Source organism: Thermodesulfovibrio sp. TK110, from assembly GCF_054658355.1.
Map to the genome: position 1 here is coordinate 1,588,836 of NZ_BAAHNB010000001.1, position 25,213 is coordinate 1,614,048.

At 34.2% G+C, this 25,213-nt stretch carries 25 protein-coding genes; 8 read left to right on the forward strand and 17 right to left on the reverse strand.

Features of this window, described 5'->3' with window-relative positions; translation table 11 throughout:
• Positions 1-3 precede the first annotated feature (3 nt).
• From ACYQ3X_RS08430 to ACYQ3X_RS08440, 3 genes are read right to left on the reverse strand one after another with little or no spacing between them, the layout of a single operon-like run.
• Positions 4-426, reverse strand: a complete 423-nt coding sequence (locus ACYQ3X_RS08430) for a HEPN domain-containing protein (RefSeq protein ID WP_460181367.1) — start codon at positions 424-426, stop codon at positions 4-6.
• Entirely contained in the window at positions 407-748 is a 342-nt protein-coding gene (locus ACYQ3X_RS08435; protein WP_460181368.1) for a nucleotidyltransferase domain-containing protein, read from the reverse strand. The genes ACYQ3X_RS08430 and ACYQ3X_RS08435 overlap by 20 nt, the downstream gene beginning before the upstream one ends.
• Entirely contained in the window at positions 720-1,451 is a 732-nt protein-coding gene (locus ACYQ3X_RS08440; RefSeq protein WP_460181369.1) for a ubiquinone/menaquinone biosynthesis methyltransferase, read from the reverse strand. The genes ACYQ3X_RS08435 and ACYQ3X_RS08440 overlap by 29 nt, the downstream gene beginning before the upstream one ends.
• 197 nt (positions 1,452-1,648) lie before the next feature.
• On the opposite strand from ACYQ3X_RS08440, the gene ACYQ3X_RS08445 reads away from it, so the two are divergent.
• Positions 1,649-3,529, forward strand: a complete 1,881-nt coding sequence (locus ACYQ3X_RS08445) for an ATP-binding protein (protein ID WP_460181370.1) — start codon at positions 1,649-1,651, stop codon at positions 3,527-3,529.
• Here the strand turns inward: ACYQ3X_RS08445 and ACYQ3X_RS08450 are convergent.
• Genes ACYQ3X_RS08450 through ACYQ3X_RS08460 form a run of 3 tightly spaced genes read right to left on the reverse strand, consistent with a single transcriptional unit; the run spans position 3,475 to position 6,580 of the window.
• Entirely contained in the window at positions 3,475-3,927 is a 453-nt protein-coding gene (locus ACYQ3X_RS08450; protein ID WP_460181371.1) for a TIGR00725 family protein, read from the reverse strand. The two genes, ACYQ3X_RS08445 and ACYQ3X_RS08450, sit on opposite strands and share 55 nt — an antisense overlap.
• On the reverse strand, positions 3,924-6,248 hold the full coding sequence (locus ACYQ3X_RS08455) for an endonuclease MutS2 (protein WP_460181372.1): 2,325 nt from the start codon (positions 6,246-6,248) through the stop codon (positions 3,924-3,926). The genes ACYQ3X_RS08450 and ACYQ3X_RS08455 overlap by 4 nt, the downstream gene beginning before the upstream one ends.
• Positions 6,245-6,580, reverse strand: coding sequence for a YtxH domain-containing protein (locus tag ACYQ3X_RS08460; RefSeq protein ID WP_460181373.1), 336 nt, complete (start codon positions 6,578-6,580; stop codon positions 6,245-6,247). Before ACYQ3X_RS08460 ends, ACYQ3X_RS08455 begins: the two co-directional genes overlap by 4 nt.
• Before the next feature lie 77 nt (positions 6,581-6,657).
• Here ACYQ3X_RS08460 and ACYQ3X_RS08465 point away from each other — a divergent pair, with 77 nt between their 5' ends.
• Positions 6,658-6,951, forward strand: coding sequence for a ferritin family protein (locus ACYQ3X_RS08465; RefSeq protein ID WP_460181374.1), 294 nt, complete (start codon positions 6,658-6,660; stop codon positions 6,949-6,951).
• On the opposite strand, the gene ACYQ3X_RS08470 is transcribed toward ACYQ3X_RS08465, so the two are convergent.
• Positions 6,952-7,959 carry a sodium:calcium antiporter gene (locus ACYQ3X_RS08470; RefSeq protein WP_460181375.1) on the reverse strand — a complete coding sequence of 336 codons (1,008 nt, stop codon included), beginning with the start codon at positions 7,957-7,959 and terminating at the stop codon, positions 6,952-6,954. It lies immediately after the preceding gene.
• Between the two features lie 63 nt (positions 7,960-8,022).
• Here ACYQ3X_RS08470 and ACYQ3X_RS08475 point away from each other — a divergent pair, with 63 nt between their 5' ends.
• From ACYQ3X_RS08475 to rlmN, 4 genes are all read left to right on the forward strand, one after another.
• The gene (locus tag ACYQ3X_RS08475) at positions 8,023-10,305 is read left to right on the forward strand and encodes a vitamin B12-dependent ribonucleotide reductase (protein ID WP_460181376.1); all 2,283 of its coding nucleotides are present in this window, start codon (positions 8,023-8,025) and stop codon (positions 10,303-10,305) included.
• Between the two features lie 69 nt (positions 10,306-10,374).
• A complete protein-coding gene (locus tag ACYQ3X_RS08480; protein ID WP_460181377.1) occupies positions 10,375-10,764 on the forward strand; it encodes a co-chaperone GroES in 390 nt (129 codons plus the stop codon).
• Positions 10,748-11,416: an LOG family protein gene (locus tag ACYQ3X_RS08485; RefSeq protein ID WP_460181378.1), complete on the forward strand. Its 669-nt coding sequence runs from the start codon at positions 10,748-10,750 to the stop codon at positions 11,414-11,416. The genes ACYQ3X_RS08480 and ACYQ3X_RS08485 overlap by 17 nt, the downstream gene beginning before the upstream one ends.
• The gene (rlmN, locus tag ACYQ3X_RS08490; protein ID WP_460181379.1) at positions 11,413-12,441 is read left to right on the forward strand and encodes a dual-specificity RNA methyltransferase RlmN; all 1,029 of its coding nucleotides are present in this window, start codon (positions 11,413-11,415) and stop codon (positions 12,439-12,441) included. The genes ACYQ3X_RS08485 and rlmN overlap by 4 nt, the downstream gene beginning before the upstream one ends.
• Positions 12,442-12,602: 161 nt before the next feature.
• On the opposite strand, the gene ACYQ3X_RS08495 is transcribed toward rlmN, so the two are convergent.
• From ACYQ3X_RS08495 to ACYQ3X_RS08510, 4 genes are all read right to left on the reverse strand, one after another.
• The gene (locus tag ACYQ3X_RS08495) at positions 12,603-13,367 is read right to left on the reverse strand and encodes a YkgJ family cysteine cluster protein (protein WP_460181380.1); all 765 of its coding nucleotides are present in this window, start codon (positions 13,365-13,367) and stop codon (positions 12,603-12,605) included.
• Positions 13,367-13,768, reverse strand: a complete 402-nt coding sequence (locus ACYQ3X_RS08500; RefSeq protein WP_460181381.1) for a secondary thiamine-phosphate synthase enzyme YjbQ — start codon at positions 13,766-13,768, stop codon at positions 13,367-13,369. Before ACYQ3X_RS08500 ends, ACYQ3X_RS08495 begins: the two co-directional genes overlap by 1 nt.
• A complete protein-coding gene (locus tag ACYQ3X_RS08505; protein ID WP_460181382.1) occupies positions 13,768-14,931 on the reverse strand; it encodes an LL-diaminopimelate aminotransferase in 1,164 nt (387 codons plus the stop codon). Before ACYQ3X_RS08505 ends, ACYQ3X_RS08500 begins: the two co-directional genes overlap by 1 nt.
• An 89-nt stretch (positions 14,932-15,020) precedes the next feature.
• A complete protein-coding gene (locus ACYQ3X_RS08510; protein ID WP_460181383.1) occupies positions 15,021-15,701 on the reverse strand; it encodes an energy transducer TonB in 681 nt (226 codons plus the stop codon).
• A 350-nt stretch (positions 15,702-16,051) separates the two neighbouring features.
• Here ACYQ3X_RS08510 and ACYQ3X_RS08515 point away from each other — a divergent pair, with 350 nt between their 5' ends.
• Positions 16,052-16,792 (forward strand): sulfite exporter TauE/SafE family protein, encoded by a 741-nt coding sequence (locus ACYQ3X_RS08515; RefSeq protein ID WP_460181384.1) that lies wholly within the window; start codon positions 16,052-16,054, stop codon positions 16,790-16,792.
• A 281-nt stretch (positions 16,793-17,073) separates the two neighbouring features.
• Here the strand turns inward: ACYQ3X_RS08515 and ACYQ3X_RS08520 are convergent, their stop codons facing one another.
• From ACYQ3X_RS08520 to ACYQ3X_RS08545, 6 genes are all read right to left on the reverse strand, one after another.
• Positions 17,074-17,361, reverse strand: coding sequence for a M48 metallopeptidase family protein (locus ACYQ3X_RS08520; protein ID WP_460181385.1), 288 nt, complete (start codon positions 17,359-17,361; stop codon positions 17,074-17,076).
• Entirely contained in the window at positions 17,348-20,530 is a 3,183-nt protein-coding gene (locus ACYQ3X_RS08525; protein ID WP_460181386.1) for a type I restriction endonuclease subunit R, read from the reverse strand. Before ACYQ3X_RS08525 ends, ACYQ3X_RS08520 begins: the two co-directional genes overlap by 14 nt.
• A complete protein-coding gene (locus tag ACYQ3X_RS08530) occupies positions 20,527-20,895 on the reverse strand; it encodes a four helix bundle protein (protein WP_460181387.1) in 369 nt (122 codons plus the stop codon). Before ACYQ3X_RS08530 ends, ACYQ3X_RS08525 begins: the two co-directional genes overlap by 4 nt.
• 87 nt (positions 20,896-20,982) lie before the next feature.
• Positions 20,983-22,308: a restriction endonuclease subunit S gene (locus ACYQ3X_RS08535; RefSeq protein ID WP_460181388.1), complete on the reverse strand. Its 1,326-nt coding sequence runs from the start codon at positions 22,306-22,308 to the stop codon at positions 20,983-20,985.
• Positions 22,309-22,312: 4 nt separating this feature from the next.
• Complete coding sequence (locus ACYQ3X_RS08540; protein ID WP_460181389.1) at positions 22,313-23,050, reverse strand: ATP-binding protein; 738 nt, start codon at positions 23,048-23,050, stop codon at positions 22,313-22,315.
• Positions 23,051-23,296: 246 nt separating this feature from the next.
• Complete coding sequence (locus ACYQ3X_RS08545) at positions 23,297-24,832, reverse strand: type I restriction-modification system subunit M (RefSeq protein ID WP_460181390.1); 1,536 nt, start codon at positions 24,830-24,832, stop codon at positions 23,297-23,299.
• A gap of 175 nt (positions 24,833-25,007) precedes the next feature.
• Between ACYQ3X_RS08545 and ACYQ3X_RS08550 the strand changes: the two genes are divergently transcribed.
• On the forward strand, positions 25,008-25,205 hold the full coding sequence (locus ACYQ3X_RS08550; protein WP_460181391.1) for a universal stress protein: 198 nt from the start codon (positions 25,008-25,010) through the stop codon (positions 25,203-25,205).
• The last annotated feature ends 8 nt before the right edge of the window (positions 25,206-25,213 follow it).

Sequence of the window (25,213 nt, forward strand, 5' to 3'; positions counted from 1 at the left end):
AGCCTACTCCTTTAATTCAGATACTAATTTTATCCTTACTGGCTTAATAGTTTTTAAAAACTTATCTGCTTTGTCAAGAGCTTCCCTTGAATCTTCTTCATCAATTTTTTCAAAATCACCATAATCCACATCTTTTCTCAATAAAAGAAGCTGATTAAAAATTTTCAATGTTTCTGCTGATAGAATCCCCGGCTTGATAAAATGAAGGGAAAACATTGTTTTAGCTCCATCATGAGTAACCGGGTCTAAGCCTTTCAGTATCAAAATAGACCTGATTCCATGCAAAACAGCATAGTATGCTCTATTTACTGCCATCTTGTAGCTTTTATTTTTAAAGGCAATCTCTCCATCTTTCAAAGTTTCTAAGGCTTTTTCAAATCTGTATTCTGATAACGCTATTTTATCACTAATTGTGAGCTTTTCCATAAAGTATCTTCCCTTCATTTTTTATATTTCTATAAAAGGTTGTGTTGAACTCTCTTTCCTTTTCAAAGAGCTCTTCTGATTTTACAACAGGTGAAAATGGTATACCTGTGCTTATCTCCTCTTGGCTGAATATATCAACTATTTTGTCAATTATATCTCTATTTCTCTGCCTTACAATCACAAGCACATCAAAGTCAGAATCACCTTTGAAATCACCCCTTACTCTTGAACCAAAGGCTGTAACTGATATAAGTTCTTCCCTTAGTGCTTTTTTGAGCTTTTCAGTAATTCTTTTAAGTGCTCTCTTTTCCTCTGAAAACATAATTTATTTTATCATAATGAGTTTTTTCTCCAACATAAATATAAACGCAACTATGACTTAATGGAATGGCTTTTATATTTTTAAATCCACAATTTTCAAGAAGTTTTACAAATTCATGGGGTTTATAGAATCCCTCAATTGATGAGCCAAGATATTCATAGGCAGAACGAACTGAAAAAAATGAAGTAATAAAGGGAACGACTTTTTTTAAGTATAAAAGATAGGGTATCTTGAACAATCCCTCTGGAAGGCTAAATTCAAGAATAACAACTCTACCACCAATTTTTATTACTCTGTAAATCTCTCTAACTGCAGATTCTGTTTCATGCATGTTTCTTATTCCAAAAGCACAGGTTACAGCATGAAAACTTTCATCTCTGAAAGGAAGCTTATAGCCAGAGGCAACAATTGGGGAAAAAAGAGCATTTTTATATTTCTTTTTTATTTTTTTATTTCCCGCTCTTAACATCTCTAAACTTATATCAACACCAACAACCTTAGCTCCTCTATTTAATACTGCTTGGGCAGAATCTGCAGTTCCTGTTGCAAGATCTAAAACAAGACAGGCACTGCCACTTAATGCCTGCTCTGCCATCTTTTTTCTCCAGAAAAAGTCCTGTCCAAAGGAAAGCAGATGATTTAGAAGATCATATCTGCGCACTATTCTGTCAAACATAAATTTAATCTGTTGAGTTTCTTTCATATCAAGAATTATAGCATATTCTGAAATTGCTTATAGAAAAGCGTGTTTTTAAGTGTCTCAGAGATTTTTTGACAATTCCAAACGACTTGTTAATAGAAAGAAATTCATCACCTGCTGCAGCAAGTTCAGATTGATATTTTCATCGTCAATTTCAGAATGTAGCTAAAGAATTTTTTTAAGGGTATAATTTAATCAGAATGGCAAAATTTATTTTGAGTGTTAAGTGGCTTACTGTAGTAGTAATGATAGCTCTGGCTACAGGAATAGCTATAACCAATTATTTACTCTCTTTTCATCTTTATGAGCAATATATAAGTCATCACCTGGAAACAGTTTCATCTTATTTTAAAGGAGAAATGGAAAAATTAATAAACCCTGTTGAAACTTTCCTGTATAACATTGAGGCTCTTGTTTGCTGTAAAATTTTAAACTTCAATGATATTGAAAAAACTAATAAATTTTTGATGGATTTTATGAAAAAGTATCCCTATGTAACATCAATAAATTATGGAGATGGAAAGGGTAATGGATATCTCATTTTAAATGACAGAGGCAGATGGCTTAACAGAATTAAAAAAGCAGAAGACAGAGGATATGTAGTATGGAATACTCTGAAAAATGACGGAGAAATAATAAAAAAAACCCAAATCAAGGATAATTATGATCCAAGAAACACAAACTGGTATAAACAGGCGCTAAAGAACCATGATATTCATATAAGTAAGCAGTATATATTAAGGACGACAAAAGACCCTGGTGTTACAGTTTCCTTGCTTTTATGTAGTGAGTCTAAGGAAGTTGTTGGTATTGATTTAAAGATAAAGGATGTATCATTATTTTTATATCAAGCCAAGCAGAAACTTCATCCAGAAGCAAAGCTTTATCTTATTTCAGACAATGATGACCTGATAGCCTTTGTTGATGAGATTGCTCCCCAGATAGGAAAAATTTATAAACTCAATAAAGATGAGTTCCCTTTGCTTTATAATGCCTTGCATTCAGAAAAAGACAAGATTAAATTCCAGAATCAGAAATGGTTTGTAAAAATAGAAAAATGGAACATTAAAAATAGAAAGCTTTCTCTTGTAACACTATTACCAGAGGCAGTCATTACAAAAAACCTATACCTCAATCTTTTTTATCAAATTTTTGCTTCCTTTATTCTTTCATTTATCTTGCTCCTTTACATTACAAAAAAATACATAAATCCCATAATTGAAATTTCAGGACAGGCAGCTTATCTTGGATTAAAAGAGATATATCTTGAAAAATACTCTCAAAGAACAGATGAAATTGGATTCTTAAGCAGAGCAATCTCTGAGGCTTCAGTAAAAATTCTTGAAGCAAGAAAAATGGAAAGAAAAATGGAAGAATTTCATCATTTTGAATCTGTAAGGCGTTCTCTTGGTGAAGCAGTGCACAGATTTAAGGATTTAATCAATATAATTCATGGATTTGCCAGTATTGCTCAGCCAAAGGTCTCAAATGAATTTGTCAGAAATGCCCTTGACCAGATAATTAATGCATCAAAAAGAGCCATAGAGCTTTCAAAGGAAATCTTAAATCTAACAGGGGAAAGAAAGTATGAGATGAAGGTTTTTGATTTAAACTCTATGATTATGTCAATAAAAACAAAAATAGATGCTACTGTGGAAGAGCATATTAAGGTAGTTTATAACTTATCCACCATTCCACTTCCTGTAAGGCTTGATATTGAAGCATTTGATGAAGTTTTAATGAATTTAATATTAAATGCTCGTGATGCCATGCCAGAGGGAGGAACAATAACAATAAAAACTAAGATTGCTTCTCTGATAAATAAAGAGTTTGCACTTTTATCTATATCAGATACTGGAATTGGTATGGATGAGGAAACTCAGAAAAGAATATTTGAACCCTTTTTTACCACAAAAGGTTCTCAGGGAACAGGACTCGGGCTTTCAATTGTTTACCGAATTATAAAAGATCATGAAGGATTTATTGAAGTAGAAAGCGAGGTAGATAAAGGAACAAACTTTAAAATTTATTTACCCTTAATTAAGGATATTGCAAGCCCTACAGCTTCTTCCGCTGATTGAGATTCTATTATTCCTGGTATTTTCCATGTTTTAAGTCCTATAACTTTCTTACCAGTTTTTAATGCCAGAGCTATTTCACTAAGAGTTCCATACTCTCCACCAATTGCAATTAAAACATCAGAAGCTCTCACTATTAAAGCATTTCTCATCTCTCCCATTCCTGTAGGAATCGGAATTTTTATGTAGGGATTGGCATCCTCTTTTTTAAGTGTTGGCAATATTCCAACTGTAATGCCTCCTCCAGTATAACAACCTCTGCTTGCAGCTTCCATTACTCCACCAAGTCCTCCTGTAATGAGAATAAATCCATTTTTTGCAAGAAGCCTTCCAGTTTCTTCTGCCAGCTCTAAAAGTTCTTTGTTTGCTTTTCCTGCTCCAATTACTCCAGCTGTTTTCATTTTACTTCAACTACTGTTACAGCTTCTCCTCCTTCTTCAGCATTTCCTCTTCTGAAGCTTTTTACCAGAGGATGTTCCTTTAAGTAATCTCTCACAAAATCTCTTAAAATACCTTTACCAATTCCATGAATAATAATTCCTGAGAAAGCCTCACTTAAAGAAAGTTTATTTAAAAATTTCTCTATTAGTGGAACTGATTCATCAACTCTTAAACCCCTTATATCAAGCTTTGTGGAAACCCCTTCAACAGGAATAAAAGAAGAAGTATTAGATTTTTCCTCTTTCTGCTCTATTTTAATTTTTTCAAGCTCGTCAATTTTTGCTTCTACATGCATTGTATCTGCCTGAATCTTTGCTTTTTTATCTTCAATATCTAAAACCTTTCCTGTAAGACCAAGAGATTTCACTTTTACAATATCACCAATCTGAATGTTTTCAGGAACCTTTACTTCCTCGGGCAATACCTGTTTTGAGAGTTCTGAAATTTTAAGAGAGATTTCTTTAAGTTTTTTCTTGTCTGCTTTTTTAGCTTCCTCATAAAGAATGTTAACCTCTTTTTTCAATTTCATGAGCATATTATGAGCTTCCTTTTTTGCCTCTTCAATGATTTTTTTCTTTTTTTCAGAAGCAAAGGAAATTTCTTTTTCTAATCTCTCTTTTTCTATAATGACACTGTTTTTAATTTTTTCAATCTCATCAACTCTCTTACTGTATTCAGCTTTAGCTTCTTCAAGCTCTTTCATAAGTTTATAAATTTCCTTTTCCTGAGAGCCTTTTAATTCGTAAGCTCTTTTAATAAGCTTTTCAGGAAAACCATATTTTTGAGCAATTTGAAGGGCATACGAAGGAGTTAAACTGCCAATGCTCAATTTATAAAGGGGAGACATGGTTTTTTCGTCAAAGAGCATAGAGGCTATTTCTATATCCTGCTGGGTTGTTGCAAAGATTTTAACTTTACTTAAATGGGTTGTTGCAAAAGTGAAAACTCCTCTGTCTTTTAACTCTTCAAGTATTGCGCATGCTAAAGCAGAGCCTTCCTCAGGATCAGTATTTGTGCCTATCTCATCAAGAAGCACAAGGCTATCGGAATTAGCCTCTTCAACTATTTTTTTGAGAGTTATTATATGAGAGGCAAAACTTGAAAGATGCTCTTCAATAGAGTCTTCATGATAAAAATCAACATATATACTTTTTACAAAGGGAACTGTAGAAGAAGGACTTGCTGGTATAGGAAGTCCAGAAATAGCCATTGCAGTTAAAAGTCCTATTGTCTTCAGTGTTACTGTTTTGCCTCCTGCATTAGGACCTGTAATTACAAGAACTTTTTTATTTTTCAGTTCTATCTGAAGAGGTACAACATCTCTGGAAAGCATCAGCATAGGATGTCTTGCATCTATGAGATTTATCACGATTTCTTTGCTGAGTTGAGGAACATGAGCATTAAATTTTCTGGAAAACTTATATACTGAAAGCATTTTATCAAGATAAATGAGTAAATTAAATTCTCTTTCAAGGGTTTCAATGATTTGATGTATCTCAAAGGAGACTTCCTTAAGTATTCTTATTTCCTCAACTCTTTGCTCAATTAAAAGTTCTTCTAATTTCTTGGATAAAGCTGTTATTTCAGAAGGTTCTATAAAAGCTGTCTCACCAGAACGAGAAACATCATGAACAATTCCTGAAACCTGTCCCTTTGAATCCATCCGAACAGGTATAACCCATCTATTGTTTCTTTTTGTAATAAATCTGTCCTGAAGAAAAACCTTTATATTCGGTCTGTTGATTATTTCTTCAAGCTTTTGTTTTATTTTTTCCTCTATTATTTTTATCTGTTTTCTTATGTAATTCAGAGATGGAGAGGCTGTATCAAGAATATTTCCCTCTTCATCAACGGTATTTTCAAGTATTTCAAGAAGATATGGCTGACCGATAGATAAACCTGTTTTAAGAATAGTTTTTATTCTCCGGCTCAAAAAAGGGAAGTTTAAAAACTTATCAACAATAGGAGCTACTTTATCCAGAACCCTAAGAACTTTTAAAAATTGAGTTAACTCAGAGGGTTCAAAAATAGCTCCTTCTTTCTTTGCTTTATCAAGTAATTCAGAGATATCAGGAAAAAAAGATATAGAAAGCTCGGCTTCCTGATCAAGATATTTTTTTATTTCTTCAAATTCTTTGAGAGCACTGTCTGCTTGTTCAAACTCATCAAAAGGGAAAATTGCTTCAATAGCTTTTTTTGTAGCTAAGGAACTGGCAAACTCTTTTATTAAACTCAGAATTTTATAAAAATCTAAATCCAGAAGAGCCTTTTTTTCAATCAATCAAGCTTCTCCAGAAGCTTCTTCTTTTTCTCATCAATTACTTTTGTAAGTTTTTCAATCTGATTTAAAATTTCTTTTTTAGCATCTGAGCTTAATTCCTGCCCGCGCTCTTTAATATCTTTAACTTTCTCTTTTAACATTTCTGAAAGTTCTTCAATCTCTTCATAAAGGTCTTCTGCTGCTCTGACAGTTTTTTTCTTAAGCTCTTTAGCTTTCTTTTTAATATCTCTTCTTGTTTCTTCCCCTGATTTTGGTGCATAAAGAAGGGCAAAGGCTGCTCCAATTACTCCTCCTAAAAGAAACGCTGCTAAAATCTTGCCTTCCTCTCTCATTTTAATCCTCCTTGAGGTATTTGTTTAATTTTAACAAATTTTTATTGTATAATTGAAAGAAAAAACGGAGGTGTTTTATGCTTTCCAAAATACCTTTTTCAATGGAAAAATTAGAACAGGAAGACATTAACAGACAAATTTTAAGAATAGGGCTTATTGCTGAGCTTGACGCTATTAATCTTTATGAACAGCTTGCATCATTAACAAACGATGAAAAGATTAAAGCTATTTTTCTTGACATTGCAAGAGAAGAAAAAACCCATGTTGGTGAATTCCTCACTCTTCTTCTTATGAATGATGAGGAACAGGAAGATGAGCTTGAAGAAGGCAAAGAGGAAGTTGAAGAATTGCTTGAGGAAGAGGAAGAATAGCTAAAAGGGCTTTATAATTAAAAAGGCGTAAAGGATATAAAAAGAGCCTGAAAGAATTAAAAGTAAAGGGGAAATTCGCTTTCTAAAGTGAATTTCCCCAAGAAGTATTAAACCTGCCAGAATTGCAAGACAGGCACTCAACAATGCATAACCTGTTATATTCCAGTCCGTAAAAATAATTCCTACAGAAACAGGAAAAGTTGACTGAAAAACCATTGCACCTGTTATATTTCCCATTGCCAGCGTATCCCTTCCTTTAAATGTCCACGTTACAGAGTTAAACTTTTCAGGAAGTTCTGTTGCAATTGGAGCAATCAAAAGAGCAAACAAAAGAGGGTCAAATCCCATCTTAACAGAAACATGTTGTAGTGCGGAAACAAATCCATGAGCACCTTTAATCATTATGAAAAGAGCAATCAAAGCCTGGGTCAGTGAAAAAAAAGTTTCCAATCTCTTTACTGGCAGAACTTTTCCAAAAATTTTATCAAAATATAGTCTTTCCTCATGTAAAATTCCTTCACTTTCACTCTTGAAAGTTACATATAAATAGGCTATATATCCAAACAAAAGTAAAAGAGCAACTAATATGTGTTGTTTTAAAAACATGGGTAAAAAGATTCCTGAAGAATACATGATTAGAAAAAAAACTAAATCCCTTTTTACTGTGGAAATTTCTGCCTCAAAGACAAAACTCCTTCTTTTTGATACATATCCAGCGACAACTGTTAATCCAATCGTTAAAAAAGCCAGTGTAGCAAGCATAAAAGGAGCACCTAATATTGCGCCAATACCAATACTATGTCCTGCCTCTCCTTTGTGCAGTAAAATAGCAACCAGAGGAAGAATTGTTTCAGGAAGAGCTGTGCCTACTGCAGCCAATATACTTCCCACTACTGCCTGACTGAGAGCAAGTCTTTTTCCGAAGACTTCAATGCCATTGGTGAAAATCTCTGCGCTAAGTAATATCAATAAAAGATTAAAAAGTAGTAGAAAAATATCTGCAGTCATGCTTAAAATTATAATCTAAAGTTTTATTTCTTAACAACTCTGCAATAAAAGAAGGGAGGTCAAATGGAAAAAACAATAGTAAATTTGGAGCTAACAGATAATGCAATAGAAGTTTTAAAAAGAAGGTATCTTAAAAAAGATGAAGAAGGTAAAATCATAGAAACACCAGAGGAGTTATTTCGCAGGGTAGCCATAGCAATTGCTCAAATAGATGCAATGTACGGTAAATCTGAAAAGGAGGTAAATAAAACAAAAGAGGAATTTTACGAACTTATGACCACACTTAAATTCCTACCAAACTCTCCCACTTTAATGAATGCAGGGACTCCTCTTGGACAACTCAGTGCGTGCTTTGTTTTGCCTGTTGAAGACTCTATGGAAGGAATTTTTGATGCTGTAAAACATGCTGCAATCATACATAAATCAGGAGGTGGTACAGGTTTCAGCTTTTCTCGCCTCAGACCCAAAGGAGATGTGGTAGGTTCAACAAAGGGAATAAGTTCAGGACCTGTATCTTTCATGAGTGTTTTTGATGCAGCAACAGAGGCTGTGAAGCAGGGAGGAAGACGCAGAGGTGCTAATATGGGGCTTCTGAGAGTTGACCATCCTGATATTTTAGAGTTTATAACCTGCAAGGATGACCTTACAAAATTTACAAACTTTAATATTTCCGTTGGACTCACTGAAGATTTCATGAAAGCAGTTATAAATGATGAAGAATACGATTTAATAAATCCAAGAACAGGCAAAACTGTAAAAAGGCTTAAAGCAAAGGAAGTTTTTGATCTTATAGTGCACCAGGCATGGAAAAATGGTGAACCAGGAATTGTTTTCCTTGATAGAATTAATGCTTCAAATCCAACACCTCTACTTGGAGAAATTGAAGCAACAAATCCCTGTGGAGAACAACCTCTTTTACCATATGAGTCCTGTAATCTTGGCTCAATAAACCTTGCAAAAATGGTAAAAGGAGACTCTGTTGACTGGGAACTTCTGAGAAGCACTGTATGGAAGGCTGTTCATTTTCTTGATAATGTTATTGATGCAAATAAATATCCATTGAGTCTTATAGAAAAAAATACAAAAGCAAACAGAAAAATAGGTCTTGGTGTGATGGGCTGGGCTGACATGCTTATTCAGTTAAAAATTCCTTATAACTCAAAAGACGCTCTCAGTCTCGCAGAAGAATTGATGAAGTTTATACTTCAGGAAGGAAGGATGGCTTCTCAAGAGCTTGCAAAGGAAAGAGGAACATTTCCTAACTATGAAAAAAGCATATATTATGGAAAAATGCCTTTAAGAAATGCAACTATAACCACAATTGCACCAACAGGAACACTGAGCATAATTGCAGGATGTTCCTCTGGAATTGAGCCACTTTTTGCCATATGTTTTGCAAGAAATGTGATGGATGGAACACGCCTTGTAGAAGTTAATCCTTATTTCAGAAAGGAAATGGAAAAATTAGGACTCTGGTCTGATGCTTTAGCTGAAAAAATAGCTGAAACAGGCTCAATTCAGGAAATTAAAGAAATCCCGGATGAGATTAAAAAAATATTTGTTACAGCCCATGAAATCTCTCCATCTGACCATGTTCGCATGCAGGCAGCATTCCAGCAATACGTTGACAATGCAGTAAGTAAAACAGTAAATCTTCCTAAAGATGCAACAGAGGATGATGTAAGAGAGGTTTATCTTCTTGCCTATCGTCTTGGATGCAAAGGTGTAACTGTTTATAGAGACGGCTCAAGACAGGGACAGGTTATACAGAAGACTAAAACAGAAGCTCAAAGCGTTCCTTTAATTCTAAAACCAAGAAAAAGACCTGAGGTTCTAAAAGGAGTTACAAGACTTATGAAAACAGGTTGTGGAAATCTTTATGTAACAATCAATAAAGACCATGAGGGAAAACCCTTTGAAGTCTTTACAAATATAGGCAAAGCAGGTGGATGTGCAGCCTCACAAGCAGAAGCAATTGGAAGACTCATATCTCTTGCCTTAAGAAGTGGAATTGAGCCAGAGGAAATAGTAAAGCAACTTAAAGGAATATCCTGTCATGCTCCTGTGTGGTCAGGCAATGGAAAGATTACAAGCTGTTCAGATGCTATTGCAAAGGCAATAGAGGCTGAAATAAAAGAAACTGCACATATCCGAAAACTCAATTCAACCGCAAACCACCCTTCTGGTGATTCAAATGCCCTGCAGGTGATTCAAAATTCAAAGTTCAAAGTTCAAAGTTCAAATGAGGCAGCTCACTACGGAGCCTGTCCTGAATGTGGTAGTGCGCTTTCTTATGAAGAAGGCTGTGTTATCTGTCACAGCTGTGGATTTACAAGATGTAGCTGAGATAAAATAAAATTAAAGGTTCAGACACCCTTTGAGTGATTTAAAGTTTCAAATTTAAGGTTCAAAATTATGAAAACACAAAGGAAGTTAATAATCGTTGGAGACAGAGTTCTTATTGAGCCGGATGAGAGAATGGAAACTCGGGCAGGACTTTTTTTACCTCCCACTGTGAAAGAAAAAGACAAAGTTATTGGTGGAAGAGTTATAAAAGTAGGACCTGGTTATCCTGTTAATGACATTTCTGTTGTTCTTGAAGAACCATGGAAGCAGACAAATGCTGAGCCCATAAAATATATACCTCTTCAAGCTCAAGAAGGTGATTATGCACTTTTTCTTAAAGATGCTGGAATTGAAATAGAGTTTGAAGAAAAAAAGTATCTAATTGTACCCCATTCTGCAATTCTTGCACTTATCAGAACAACAATAGTAGAGGAAGAGGAAGATGATAGAGGATTTTAAGTCTTCTGATACATGGCGAGTATTCAGAATTCAGTCAGAGCTTGTTGAGGGTTTTGAAACTTTGCATGGTATTGGTCCTGCAGTTTCAATATTTGGAAGTTCCAGATTAACAGAAGAAAATTTTTATTATCAGGAAGCATTCAAAGTAGCAAAACTACTAAGTGAGGCTGGCTTTTCAATCATTACAGGTGGTGGTCCTGGCATAATGGAAGCTGCCAATAAAGGCGCAAAACTGGGAAAAGGAAAATCTATTGGATTGAATATTGAGCTTCCCCATGAGCAACATCCCAATAAATATCTTGATATTTCCTTGAACTTCAGATACTTTTTTGTAAGAAAGCTGATGTTTATAAAATATTCCATCGGATTTGTTATCTTCCCAGGTGGCTTTGGAACTCTTGATGAACTTTTTGAAGCTCTCACACTTGTTCAAACAGGTAAAATTCTTTCATTTCCAATAATTCTTTATAGTTCTATCTACTGGAAAGGACTTCTTGAATGGTTTAAAAATTCACCTAAAAATCTTGGTGCCATAAGTCTTGATGACTTTAAATATTTTGAAATCATTGACAATCCTGAGGCTGTATGCAGTTATCTTAAAAACTATCTCACAAAGCTTGAAGTTCCAATCCCTCCTCTTCATCACGAATGATACTAAAAAATCTCAAGAATTACAATACACAGAAGATTGAAGAAATTATAAAAAACCAGCAACTTCCTCTATACAGAGCAAAACAGATTATTCACTGGATTTACAAAAAGTTTGCTACTTCAATTGATGAAATCACGGAATTGCCTAAATCGCTTAGAGAGAGTTTATCTAAGGAATACTATATTGGCAACATTAGACTGGTTGAAAGAAAAATCAGTAAAGACAGCACTGAAAAATTTCTCTGGGAGCTTGAAGATAAAGAAAAAATTGAAAGTGTATTAATTCCAGACAAGAATAGATTAACACTTTGCATATCAAGTCAGGTTGGCTGTCCTTGTAACTGCAGATTTTGTCTTACAGGCAGAATAGGATTTAAAAGAAACCTTCTTGCATGGGAAATAGTTGACCAGTTTATTCAGGTAAGCAGGTTAATAAAAGATGAAAACAAAAAAATTACAAACATCGTTTTTATGGGAATGGGTGAACCTCTATTGAATTTTGAAAATGTTATTGAAGCATTGTGGCGATTTAAAAATTTGATTGAATTTTCACCAAAAAGAATCACTATTTCCACTGCTGGTATTATTCCAGCAATTAAAGAATTACCAGAGAAGGCTCCTTCAGTAAAGCTTGCAATATCCCTTAATGCATCTGATGAAAAAACAAGAACCTCCATTATGCCAGTAAATAAAAAATATCCACTCAAGGAACTTTTAAAAACATTGAGAGAATATCCTCTAAAATCAAGAGAAAGAATAACCTTTGAGTATGTAATGCTTAAGGGCATTAATTCCTCTGAAAAAGATGCATTAAGGCTTGCACAGATTCTCAAAGGAATACCATCAAAGATAAATCTCATCCCTTTCAATCCATGGGAAGGATGTGAGCTTGAAAAACCTGATGAAGGGGAGATACTTAAATTTCAGCAAACTTTGATATTAAAGGGCTATTCTGTGTTTATCAGAAAAAGCAAAGGACAGGATATCCTTGCTGCCTGTGGACAGTTAAAAGCCCTTTACATTTAAACTTTAAACTTTGAACTTTGAACTTTGAATCGCCCAAAGGGCGTTTGAACTTTGAATCGCCCAAAGGGCGTTTGAACTTTGAATTGCCCAAAGGGCATCTGAATCGCCCGAAGGACGTTGCTTCCCAAAGTTTGTGAACTCTTATCTTCACTGCTAAAGTCTTAATTATGTTTTAATTTCAAAGTCTCCTTTATCATTAAAAGAAATTTTACATAGTCAAATCCAAAATTCATTAATTCCGTCTCGTCTTTTTTCATTTTTTTCAATCTTTCCTCAGGAACATCAAAGACCTGAAGAAATCTGCTTTCAAAAACAAATCTTCTGAAAGCATCAATGTCATAGCAAGCCATATAAAATGCCTTAGCCTTTCTTTCATCAAGTTTTTCAGCTTTCAGATTTCTCTTAAAGAAAAGCTCTTTCCATCCTCTGTTCATATCATCATAAAGGTCAACTCCCTGATCTTTTCGCCACTCAGCCACTGTCCATTCTCTGTCTTCGTGAAAACCTTTGCAGTGAGGCTCTTTAACAAAAAAATAATGCTCTTCTGTTATCCCATCTGTCATATCAAACTTTTTAAGAGAGGCCTGCCCAACTGGGTAATATCTACATGTAGCAGGTCTATCTTCATAAACAGAGCATCCTGCTTCATATAAAAATGGGCATGTTTTTTCTTCATCATCATTTTTATTTAAAAAAACAAATGGATAACCACTTCTTGGCTCAATGAATGCATAGGTATACTTCATTAAAAATTCACCGGAAGATATGCCAAATCTGTTTTTTAATCTCATTATGTCATAGGGAGTTAGCATTATATCAATGTTTTTGCAGCAACTTCTGTAGCAGGAAATGCCTGGATAGCAACGAAACTTAAACCTTGACTCCTCTGTTAGCTCATCTGGAGCTATTGCATTAATGTTTAACATTATTCCTCCTGTTTAATTATTTTTAAATAAACCTTTCTTGTTCTTGGTCCATCAAACTCACAGAAAAATATGCTCTGCCATTGTCCTAAAATGAGATTACCCTCTTCAATAAAAACACTCACTGATGAACCCACAATTGTTGTTTTAATATGACTGTCTGCATTGCCTTCCATGTGAAGATATCCTGCACCATAGGGCGCAATCTTTTTTAATGCATTAAGAATGTCCTTTTTTACTGAAGGGTCAGCACCTTCGTTAATGGTTATGCCTGCTGTTGTGTGAGGAACATATAGGTAACACATTCCATTTTTAATTCCGCTGTCTCTAACAACCTTTTCAACTTCATCTGTAATATCAACAAATTCTTCTCTTGAAGAAGTTTTTACTATTAAGGTCTTCATCACAGCTTAAGCCTCCCTATTCTTTCTACTGCTTCTTTTATTCTTTCCTTAGACTGTGTAAGAGCAAACCTTATGTATCCTTCTCCATATTCACCAAATCCAACTCCTGGAGTACATAAAACCTCAGCTTCCTTTAAAAGTTTGCCAACAAAATCTATTGAAGTTGTTCCACATGGAACTTTTGCCCATAGATAAAAGGTTGCCATAGGCTTTTTAACATCAAATCCCTTAGCTTTAAGTCCTTCATATAAAATATTTCTTCTTTCTTTGTAAATATCTCTTATTTCTTTTAAAATGCTATCATCTGTTTCAAGTGCTACAATACTTGCTTCCTGAATTGCCTGAAAAACACCAGAGTCAAGATTTGTTTTAACCTTTCCAAGTCCTGAAATAACTTCTTTATTTCCTACAGCAAACCCTATTCTCCATCCTGTCATATTATAGGTTTTTGAGAGAGAATGAAACTCTATACCAACTTCCTTAGCTCCTTCTATCTGCATAAAGCTGATAGGTTTTTCCTCGTAATAAACTTCTGAATAGGCTGCATCATGGCATACGATAATATTATATTTTCTGGCAAATTCAACTACTTTTTCATAAAACTCCTTATCAGCCACAGCACTGGTTGGATTGTTAGGATAGTTTATGAACATGAGTTTTGCTTTTTTACAAACATCCTCTGGGATTGATTCAAAATCTGGCAGGAAACCGTTTTCATCTTTAAGAGGCATAAAATAGGGAATACCTCCAGCAAACTTTGTTCCTACAGGATAAACTGGATATCCAGGAGAAGGAACAAGAACAATATCGCCAGGATCAACAAAGGCAAGAGGAATATGACCAATTCCTTCTTTTGAGCCAATGAGGCTTAAAACTTCATTTTCAGGATCAAGATTAACATTAAATCTTCTTTTATACCACTCTGATACTGCTTTTCTAAAAGAAAGCATTCCTTCATAGCTTGGATATCTATGATGTTCAGGCTTTTCTACAGCCTTTTTCATTGCCTCCACAATATGAGGAGGCGTTGGAATATCAGGGTCTCCAATGCTTAAATCAATTAAGTCAGCTCCTTTTGAAAAAGCTTCTTTTTTCATTTGATCAATAGCTGCAAAAAGGTAAGGTGGAAGCGTTCGGATTCTTTCTGCATAATTAATCTGCATAATACCTCCTGAATCAATTGATTGTTTATTTAGTTTACAAAAAAAATTGCAATATTTAAAAGTAGTTATTTTGAACTTTGAAGTTTAAACTACTTTAAGACAAATCTTACAGGAAGTATTGCCCTGCAGGCTACTGGTTTGCCATTTTTAATTGCAGGGGAAAACTTTGATTTTTTTACTGCCTCAACAGCAGACTCTGTAAATCCATAAGGAGCTCCTTCTATAACTTCTACATTTATAAGTTCTCCTTTTTCATCAAGAGTAAGCCTCAAAACAACTCTCCCTTCCTTTCCAAGCCTTCTTGCAATCTGAGGATATACAGGAATCTCCCTGTAAAGAAACCTCGGACCATAAGCACTTCCAAATTCTGCATCAATTATCCCTGTTTTTTCTGTATTTGAAGTTGATATAAACCTGCCTGATGATGTCTTTTCTGAGGATTCAGAATGAGAGGAAGAAAAATTTAAAACATCATTTTCTATTTTTTCTTCTACAATTTTTACATCTTCAGCAGATTTAACAGTAGACTGTATTTTCTCTACATGATTCCTTTTCACTGAAAATTGAGCTTTGTTTGAATCTTTAATGGATCTGACTACATCGTTTATTATAAAAATCTCAATCTGTTGATGCTCTTTGTTTAATTTTGCAAAACTTGAAAAGACCACAAAAAGTAAGAGATGAAAAAACATTGAAAGCACAATAAAGTGTTGAATTTTATTTATATAAATAGTTTTCATCTTCACATAAAAAAGCCATGAAAGCTTCATTGAGCCTTCATGGCTTCACTTATCCTTCAGGACAAGTTGAAAAATTTTAAAACATTCTTCTATTTCTGGTCAACTTTAAAATCCAGCCTGAGATTGCCGATAGATAAACTCACATTTGTTTCCTGAGAGCTTTTTGAACCTTGAATTTTAAACTTAAAATCGCCGTAGGGCATTTGTTCTTCTCTTGCTTATGCACATAATGCACCCCTTAGAATGATAACATCTTTTGTTACTCCACTGCGAAGACGAGGAATCTTTTTGCTACACAAAATAAAAACTTTTTTGTTTTCATCTAACCACAATAACTATTATCTTGACAAGTCTTAATATCACGATATAAAATCTTTTTTATGCAAGAAGATATTATTATTGTTGCAGGACTCTCTATTCTATCTTTTATTTCAGGAATGCTTGGGCTTGGAGTTGCCTTTGCTGCCATCCCATTTTTAGGACTTTTCATGGAAGATTTAGTGCACCAGGTTCAACCTTTAAGTCTTTTACTGAACGGAGTTACTGCTCTGCTTTCCACATTAGGATTTGCAAAAAGTGGATTTGTGGACTGGAGGAAAGCCATTCCATTATCAATTATAACAACAGCCTCTGCTCCAATTGGTGCATACATTGTTCAATTTGTTAACCAGAAATATGTCTGGATTATATATTTTGTCGCAGTATTTTATCTTGCCTATAGACTCTTTAAACCATTAAAAAGCGCTAATGGAGACGAAAACTTCAAATTAGCAGCAATTTTAGCAATTCCCATTTCAATTCTTTCAGGATTCCTCGGAGTTGGTCCAGGGTTTCTACTTATGCCAACTTTAATAATTGTTGGATTTGAACCTAAAAGAGCAGCAGGAATAAATGCCTTTGCAGTCTGCCCTCCATCGTTTTCTGCATTGATTCCCCACCTAAGCACTGCTCACTGGAATTTCTCTTTAACCCTTGCTTTGATAGCTACTGGAGCTTTGTTTTCCTTTCTTGGTGCAAGAACAACAAGCAGATTTGTACCAAGTGTACAAGTAAAACAGATATTCGCAGTTTTAATTTTAATTGTCACAGGATATAAAATTCATACTTTGATTTTTAATTGAACTTCTCATGGAGAGGATAAAGCACATAAAACAGCCTCCCTTTGGTGTCATTTTTAATACATTTTCCCAAAGAAACTGAAATGGCATGACTGAGTGTATCTCATGTTCCGAGCGAAGCGCGGAATTTGGGCGAAGTGCCAAACACATTCAGCCAGATAGACTCTGTTATATAACCGATCCAGCATGGCTAAGCAAGGACATGAAGTATCCGCAAAGTTGCCCGAATCCCATATTTTCAATCGGCATTATGTCATAAGTCAATTATATCTGGGTGTTTGATCTTAGTTTTTATCTCTCTTTGATAAGCTTCTTTCTAAATAGGTCTTCAACACGATTGTAAACATTTTGCCATGGTTTGGATACTTCAAATGAAGAAGTTCATGCAGGATTGCCTTATACCTGACTTCTTTTGTTTCATTTAAGAGGGTTATATCAAAAGTTAACCTTCCTTTACTTGAACAGCTTGCCAGTTTTCTTTTCATTTTCCGTATGTGTATCTCCTTTGGCTTAACGCCAATCTCTTTTGCCAACCTCCAAACATCTTCTTTGAATAAATCAGGTGAAATCATTTTTAACACCTTTTTTGAGAGTATCTATAATTTTTGATGCTATACTTGACACTTTTTCAACCTCAACTTCACCGGATGTTATCAGCACTTGGTAAAGTTTTTGCCTAACTGTTCGCTCTTGTTTATCACTTTTATACCAGTAAGGATTGTTGGATAAAACATCTTGCATTTTGTTTGCCAACTCTTCAGCTTTTGTAAAACCTTCTTTTTTTAATATCCAGTAAATGGCAAAAATTTCTGTTGACATGTTTTTCTCTATCTGTTCTTTTTTAGCAGAGTTTATATCTTCGGTAAGTTTTTTAAGTTCTTCTAAGGTCTGTTGAGTGTTTTTCTGTCTTTGTTTATACAATTCAGTAATAAGCTCAACTTTTTCACCAATAGAAATAAGATAGGGTGATTTTGATGCTTCCTTCTTTATATGCTCTTGAATACTTTTAACAAGGTTAAAAATCTTTTCTGTATCGCTGACTTTACTTTCTTCTAATTTTCTTAATGTATCTTCGTTAATTTCGTAAATGTCAAAGGTTGCTTTTATCCCTGCAATTTTTGTATGTTGTTGGACTAACTGGGCTGTCTTTTTGGTAAATTCTTTATCAACTGGAGTGTTTGAGTCATAAGCTTCTTTTAAGATTTTGTATATAATTGCAAGTGTTTCATAATCATTGATAAAGGGTCTTAAAAATGCATCTGGTGATATAATCTCATACATATTTGATAACTCTTTGAAAAATTGATAATACTCATGCCTTTTTTCTTCGTCTATGAAATATTCAAGAAGTGCTTCAATTTCTTTATCTGGTGATTTTCCCTTGATAATAGATAAATATTTCTGTCCCTTAGAGTTCATTTCTTGAGAAAATCTATCCTTTAAAACATTTATATCCTGAACAATTCCAGCAATATCCTTAGAGTCAAAAGCCAGTGCTTTTTCAAGATTATCAAATATGCCAACAAAGTCTAAAACAAAACCGCAGGGTTTTTTTCGTCCTTCATCATCTTCGTAAGGTCTGTTAACTCTTGCAATTGCTTGCAGTAGGACATGGTCTCTCATCGGTTTATCTAAATACATACAGTAAAGGATAGGAGCATCAAAACCTGTTAATAGTTTATCTGTAACAATAAGTATTTTTGGAAGTTCATCTGGTTTTCTAAATGCTTTTCTTATTCTTTGTTCTTCATCTTCTGAAAGATGATGTTTTTTAAGCTCTGGTGGGTCATTGTAAAATGAGCTATATACAACCTTAGAGTATTCTTCTGGTAGGTGTTTATCAAGCTCTTCTTTATACAATACACAAGCTTCTCTGTCTACAGCAACAACAAAAGCTTTGTATCCCATAGGCTCAATATATTCTTTGTAATGTTTTGCTATGAACTCAGCTATTTTACTAATTCTATCTTTACTTTTTAGCATATTTCTTAGATTTACAGCTTTTTCAAGGATTTTGTTGAGTTCTTCTATATCGCTTATTCCTTCAGCATCTTTAAGATTTAAAAATTCTTTTTCTAAGGTTTCCTTATCCACTTGAAGCTCGTTAGGTGCAAGTGTGTAATGTAATGGGACAGTTGTGCCGTCTTCTATGGATTCCGCTATGCCGTATTTATCTAAGTATCCATGGGGTGGGTCATCTTTACCGAAAATTACGAAGGTTCCTTTTCCATGTTCAGTTTTGTCTATAGGCGTTCCTGTAAAGCCAATGTATGTGGCATTTGGTAATGCTCCCATAAGGTAGTTGCCAAGTTTTCCGCTGGTGGTTCTGTGGGCTTCATCAACAAGGACAAAGATGTTGTCCCTTGTGTTAATATTTGGTGGCATGCCTTCAAACTTTTGGATAGTTGTAATGATAAGTCCTCTTTTATCGTTTGAAAGAAGGTCTTGTAAGTGTTTTTTACTTTTTACAACCTCAACAGACTCAATACCTAATGCTTTTATATTTCCAAATAACTGACTTTCAAGCTCGTTTCTATCAACAAGCATTATTACGGTAGGGTTATTAAATATAGGATTTTCAATAATCTTTTGTGCTGAGACTATCATGGTGTATGTTTTTCCAGAGCCTTGTGTATGCCAGATTAGTCCTCTTTTTTTGTCTGATGAAGCTCTTTCAATGATTTTATCAACCGCTCTCATTTGGTGTGGTCTAAGGACTACTTTTTTAAGTTCTCCATCTTGTTTTGTGAATAATATAAAATCTGTTAATACTTTTACAACTCTTTTTTTATCAAAGAATGTTTTAACAAGGGTTTCGAAAGTTATAGAGTTAGTTGAGTTTATAGAGTTTATAGAGTTTGGTAGTAAACTCTCATCTCTATGAACTCCTAACTCTATAAACTCCTTTATTTCTTCTTTCCAATTTAAAAGAGATTTTGCTGATGTGTTCCAAGTAGCACCGTAATAGAATTTTATTAAGTGTGTAATTGTAAATACCTGAAGGATTTTCATAAGCTCTGGACCTTCATGATGATATCTTTTTACCTGGCCTAATGCTTCACTCATGCCATCAATTTTATGGGCAGACTTGGTTTCAATCAGAAAAATAGGAATACCGTTGATAAGAAATACTATGTCCGGTTTTATGGTTTTTGTCCCATTGCTGAATTCAAATTCATCGGTTATCTGAAAGATGTTGTTATCAATATTTTCTGTGTCTATAAATTTTACATTTCTTTCTCTTTTTTCAGATGGGACATAAATGGTTTTTAAGCCTTTTAAATATTCCCAAGCTATAAAGTTGCCTTCAATGTTTGAAGGGATTCTTTCAAGTTGTTTTATCAAATCTTCAGCTAAATCTTGTGTCATAAAATAGTTTAGTTTTAGGATTTGTTTAATGAAAACTTCTTTAAATATAAATCCAGTTTCTCCGCCTCTTAGTTTAAGTGCTTCGTTTGGGCTTACATATTCCCAGCCAAGATTTAGGTAAAATTTTTCACCGCCTGATATTTCATATTCTGAAGATGCCTCACACACATAGTTTATTATTGGTTTTTGGACGGAGTATCTTTCAGAGCCAAGATTAGAGTTTATAGAGTTTATAGAGTTTGTAGAGTTTATAGAGTTTATAGAGTTTGTAGAGTTTATAGAGTTTATAGAGTTTGTAGAGTTTGTAGAGTTTATAGAGTTTATAGAGTTTGTGGAGTTATTAGAGTTATTAGAGTTGTTAGAGTTTGTCATTGTTTATCCTCCAGATATTTTATAAGGCCTGATATTATTTTTGAAATTTCTTCGCAGTCGCTATACAGTGAAGAAAATTGTTCATTTGATATATATTTTAAATCTAATGCTATGTATAAAGAAGATTGAACTTCTGCAACTGAACCATGGGCAATATACAAAAATTTGGCAAATTCTTTTTTTGTTTTTCTTGCAAATCCTTCAGCTATATTTAGCATAACGGATATAGATGCCCTTCTAATTTGGTCTTTTAATGCTAAATCTTTTGTAAATAAACCGTCACTTGTGATTGAATAAATTTTATTCACCAGCATCCTTGCTTTCTGCCATGCTCCAATATCCTCAAATCTCTTTATCTTCCCCATCCTTTAACCCTCAACTTTCAACTCTCAACTCCATTAACTCCATTAACTCTACGAACTCCATTAACTCTATTAACTCTATTAACTCTATTAACTCTCAACTCTATCAACTCTAATCCTTCCAGTCATAAGGTTATGAAGCATTGATTTAAAAAAACTTTCAAGAGCTTTTTTCTTGTTTTCTTCTGCTTGAATTTTGTCATCAACAGTTTTTAGGATTTCAGCAATCTGTTGCTGAATATGTAAAGGTGGAATGGGGAGTTGAAGATTCACAAGTTGAGATTTAGGTAATCTTTGTCTTCCAGTGGTACCTTCCATTTTAGAAGCAAGGTTATATCTAACCTTTGGTAATCGCAAATAGTAAGCTATAAATTCAGAACAAAGTTTATTATTAACTCTAACGGGTATTACTTCTGTTGTTGCAAGTGCCCAGCCATAAGGAAGACCTTTAACAATACCCTGTTTGCCATTTTCAAAACTAGGTGTTATTTTGGCAATTAATAAATCGTCATTTTGCACAATTATCCCGCTTCTAATCTGTTCTTTTGCCCTCATTTCCCATTCAGTAATATAAAGCGAATTTTCAGGTATAATTGACATAGGTATGAAAGGTAATAAATTGAACCTGTTCATTTTTATAAATTTCTCGTCTTTAGAGTCGTTAATAATCACCTCCCCCAATCTCACCACTTCCCAATCCTTTGGTATCAATCCAATCTCTGTTTCTTTTAACTCCACCTTTTGCGCATCTTCCAAGCTTACAGGTCCGTAGGTAAATAAGTGCTTCATTAAGGATTTCTTTAGTTCTTTTGTTGCCTTAATAACTTGCTCGGTTTTTTCTATTGCTTCCTGTATTGTAGATAAAACATAAGCAATAGCCTTTTGCTCTGAAAGGGGCGGAAGGGGGAGTTTGAAATTCTTAACTTCAGAGAGATTTAATGTAGGATATCCATCGCCCTTATTTTCAGCAAATTTTGTTTTTATCAAAGCATAAAATAAAAACTCTTGTGATAATTCAGGTATTTTAGAATTTACAGCACATAAATGGCTAACAATATAACTATCAAAAGGAAGCATTGCCCTTTTCTCTAAATAAATTGTTGCCCCGCTTTTAGGAAATACAATTGTTCCCTTTGGAAAAAGTTTAAGTCTATATTTTCTTACCGCTTCATCAGTAATGTAATCACAATTATTTATTTTATAACTTTCATTATCAATATGCTGAACTCTAATAAATGGGTTATTGCCGTTGAAGAATTTTTCTCCCTGTGGTGCTGAACCCCCTGCAGAAATATTAGCCACCTCTCCCAATCTCACCACTTCCCAATCCTTTGGTATCAATCCAATCTCTGTTTCTTTGAACTCAGAGCTTTCAACTCTATAAATTCTATGAACTCCATGAACTCTCTCACTCATATTTTTAAACCTCTTTCCATTTTTTTAGATTTTTATCTTGTCGGCTTTCTGTCGGATTAATGTCGGCTTTGTCTGGTTTTTGTCGGGTTAAAAAGTATGATGTTTTTCGGCCAGTTCTTCCTTCGCGTTCAAAAATATTTTTATTACAAAGGTCATTTAAATCTCTAAGGGCAGTTCTATCTGAAATATCATTTATCTTTCTGTATTCTTCGTTAGTTATCTTACCTTTTTCCCTGACATACATCACCGCTTTAATCTGTCTTTCATTTAGTCCCATTTTTCGTAAATTTTCCTCTGTATAAATATCTTTATAAAACTCAACCGTAAATCCGCCAATCCCTTCTCTACTTTCAATAAACTCAGGCTCTGGTAGTCCTTGCTCTTTACAGAGATTTATCATCTTTACTGTGCCAGAACCCCAAGCTTCAATAAATCCAGCATAGTAAAAGATAGTAGCAATTTGTGGGTTTCTTTGATTACCAGAATGTGGCTTTTTTAAGCTTTCAATAGTTAGAGGAGGCATAAGTTTGCCTAAATTCCATATTGTAATTTTATCGTCATAGATTTTTATTTGAATTGGAGCAGTGCCTAAATAATCACGGTGTATTAATGCATTAATAACAGCTTCACGCAAAGCTTCCAAAGGATATTCCCAAATATCCTTACGAGCTAATTCTTCTAACTTTAAATCTTTTACAGAGGTATCAAATTTAACATTGATATGCTTTTTTATAGCATTCATGATTCCATCTAACTGTTGAAATAAATTCCCTCTTACTTCAACTGTATCTAAAATTTGAACTTCAGATTTAAACCCTCATTAGTATTAGCAAATGCAGAGATAACCTTCAGATATTCATCTTTCCAGTTTTCTTTAAACTCAACATTTTGATTTTCTATCATAACACCCTACCAACTCCTCAACTTCACAAACTCTATAAACTCTATGAACTCTCAACTCTATGAACTCTATAAACTCTCAACTTTCTCAACTCCATACCCCCAACTCTTTCAACACCTTTTCTAATCTTTCATCAGTTTCTCTTCTTTCTTCTTCCGCTTCTTGAAGCCTTACTATTGCATCATCAAGGGGTATTGTATCTTCTTCACCGTTTTGTGCAACATACCGAGATGGACTAAGATTATAGTCATTTCTTGCTGCTTCTTCTTTTGTGATAATCTTACTTATGCCGTCCTCTTCTTTCCAATTAAGATAAATATCAGAAATTTTTTGAATAGCTTCCTCTGGTAAGTAGTTCTTTGGTCTGCCTTTTTCATAAAGTTTTGAAGCGTTTATTAGTAGTATATGCCCTTTTCTATCTTCTGGTTTTGCTTTGTTGATAACCATAATAATTCCCGGTGCTGTTGTGTTGTAAAAAAGATTTTCCGGAAGTAGTATAACAGCCTCTATAAAATCCCTTTCCACAAACTCTTTTCTTATATCTCTTTCTTTGTTTCTTCCTGCGTTTCCAGAACCTCTTGAAACTGCACCAGTATCAAGGACAACCGCCATTTTCCCAAAATCTTTTAAAGATGCAAACATATGCTGAACCCATCCCCAGTCAGCGGTGTTTGAAGGGGGATAACCAAAGATAAAACGGTTATATGGGTCGTTTTCATAAACAGATTGTGGAAAGTTCTGATTCCACATAGGATTTGCCACTACAAGGTCAAACTTTTTAAGAGAACCATCTGAGTTTAAAAACTTGGGATTTGTCATTGTATCACCAAGAACAATTTCTCCCTCCATATCGTGAATAAATACATTCATCTTAGCCATGGCAAATGTAGTATGTAAAATTTCCTGACCGTAGAATTTTATAGGGTCTATTTTACCGTCTTCTCCATATTTTTCTTTAAACCTTAGATAAGTTTTGATGAGTAAACCACCTGATCCACAACTTGGGTCGTATACTTCCATTCCTGGCTGTGGGTCTAATATGTGTGCCATTAGTATGGCAACTTCTTTTGGTGTGTAAAACTCTCCTGCACTTTGCCCTGAACCTTCCGCAAACTTTCTTAAAAGATACTCGTATGCTCTACCTAAGATATCAGGCTCCACATCGTTTAAACCAAGCCTATACCTGCCAAGGATGTTTATTAAATCTCTGAGTTTTTCATCACTTATAATTCTCTGTCCTGCTGCTGTTGCATTGAAATCAACTATATCTATAACACCTTGAAGATCAGGGTTTTCTTTGGCAATTTCTCGCACTGCATCAGTTAAATACTCTCCAACATTAGTGGTTTGTTTTGATATGTTTTCCCATCTTGCTTTTTTGGGAAGATAAAAACGCACCAGTTTATGATCTTTTTCTATTTCTTGCTCAGCCGTTTTTCTATCGCCAAACTCTTCAGATAGTCTCAATATCTCATCTTCAAAAACATCAGAAAGTCTTTTGAGAAATATTATAGGAAGTATATAATCCTTGTATTTTGGAGCATCTACTTCTCCTCTGATTCTACAAGCAGCTTCCCAAAGCCAGTTTTCTAATGTTGTTATATCAAGTTTATTGTTAGGCATATATATCTCCTCCATTGCATTAGTTTGGCATATTTATAACCTTTTAGATTATTAAACACTTCCCTCTGTATGAGGGCAATTTTATATAACTTCACTTATCCAACCTTTTTTCTCTTTTGTTTGTTTTTAACAATTATATCAGAATTATTAATGACTGTTAAACCTTAATGCCTGATTGTGTGAGTCTCATCTTTCCATCGGAAAACCATCAGCTGAGATTATAAAACTGGCAAATCAAGAGGATATAACCTGTATTGTAAGGGGAGTTTATGGAAAAGGATTTATTGAGGGAATCTTGTGGAGCTCTGTTTCAAGAAATGTTGTAGAACACAGCGATAGATCTGTTTTTATAGTAAAAGGAGAATTTTGTTAAGAATGTTC

Bases quoted from the DNA above. Each gene is read 5' to 3' on its own strand.
- ACYQ3X_RS08505 (WP_460181382.1), bottom strand. From the start codon at position 14,931: ATGCAGATTAATTATGCAGAAAGAATCCGAACGCTTCCACCTTACCTT.
- ACYQ3X_RS08450 (WP_460181371.1), bottom strand. From the start codon at position 3,927: ATGAAAACAGCTGGAGTAATTGGAGCAGGAAAAGCAAACAAAGAACTT.
- ACYQ3X_RS08485 (WP_460181378.1), top strand. From the start codon at position 10,748: ATGATAGAGGATTTTAAGTCTTCTGATACATGGCGAGTATTCAGAATT.
- ACYQ3X_RS08515 (WP_460181384.1), top strand. From the start codon at position 16,052: ATGCAAGAAGATATTATTATTGTTGCAGGACTCTCTATTCTATCTTTT.
- ACYQ3X_RS08540 (WP_460181389.1), bottom strand. From the start codon at position 23,050: ATGAATGCTATAAAAAAGCATATCAATGTTAAATTTGATACCTCTGTA.
- ACYQ3X_RS08530 (WP_460181387.1), bottom strand. From the start codon at position 20,895: ATGGGGAAGATAAAGAGATTTGAGGATATTGGAGCATGGCAGAAAGCA.
- ACYQ3X_RS08500 (WP_460181381.1), bottom strand. From the start codon at position 13,768: ATGAAGACCTTAATAGTAAAAACTTCTTCAAGAGAAGAATTTGTTGAT.
- ACYQ3X_RS08495 (WP_460181380.1), bottom strand. From the start codon at position 13,367: ATGTTAAACATTAATGCAATAGCTCCAGATGAGCTAACAGAGGAGTCA.
- ACYQ3X_RS08465 (WP_460181374.1), top strand. From the start codon at position 6,658: ATGCTTTCCAAAATACCTTTTTCAATGGAAAAATTAGAACAGGAAGAC.
- ACYQ3X_RS08470 (WP_460181375.1), bottom strand. From the start codon at position 7,959: ATGACTGCAGATATTTTTCTACTACTTTTTAATCTTTTATTGATATTA.
- ACYQ3X_RS08545 (WP_460181390.1), bottom strand. From the start codon at position 24,832: ATGCCTAACAATAAACTTGATATAACAACATTAGAAAACTGGCTTTGG.
- ACYQ3X_RS08475 (WP_460181376.1), top strand. From the start codon at position 8,023: ATGGAAAAAACAATAGTAAATTTGGAGCTAACAGATAATGCAATAGAA.
- ACYQ3X_RS08460 (WP_460181373.1), bottom strand. From the start codon at position 6,580: ATGAGAGAGGAAGGCAAGATTTTAGCAGCGTTTCTTTTAGGAGGAGTA.
- ACYQ3X_RS08445 (WP_460181370.1), top strand. From the start codon at position 1,649: ATGGCAAAATTTATTTTGAGTGTTAAGTGGCTTACTGTAGTAGTAATG.
- ACYQ3X_RS08510 (WP_460181383.1), bottom strand. From the start codon at position 15,701: ATGAAGCTTTCATGGCTTTTTTATGTGAAGATGAAAACTATTTATATA.
- rlmN (WP_460181379.1), top strand. From the start codon at position 11,413: ATGATACTAAAAAATCTCAAGAATTACAATACACAGAAGATTGAAGAA.
- ACYQ3X_RS08535 (WP_460181388.1), bottom strand. From the start codon at position 22,308: ATGAGTGAGAGAGTTCATGGAGTTCATAGAATTTATAGAGTTGAAAGC.
- ACYQ3X_RS08480 (WP_460181377.1), top strand. From the start codon at position 10,375: ATGAAAACACAAAGGAAGTTAATAATCGTTGGAGACAGAGTTCTTATT.
- ACYQ3X_RS08430 (WP_460181367.1), bottom strand. From the start codon at position 426: ATGGAAAAGCTCACAATTAGTGATAAAATAGCGTTATCAGAATACAGA.
- ACYQ3X_RS08520 (WP_460181385.1), bottom strand. From the start codon at position 17,361: ATGATTTCACCTGATTTATTCAAAGAAGATGTTTGGAGGTTGGCAAAA.
- ACYQ3X_RS08440 (WP_460181369.1), bottom strand. From the start codon at position 1,451: ATGAAAGAAACTCAACAGATTAAATTTATGTTTGACAGAATAGTGCGC.
- ACYQ3X_RS08525 (WP_460181386.1), bottom strand. From the start codon at position 20,530: ATGACAAACTCTAACAACTCTAATAACTCTAATAACTCCACAAACTCT.
- ACYQ3X_RS08435 (WP_460181368.1), bottom strand. From the start codon at position 748: ATGTTTTCAGAGGAAAAGAGAGCACTTAAAAGAATTACTGAAAAGCTC.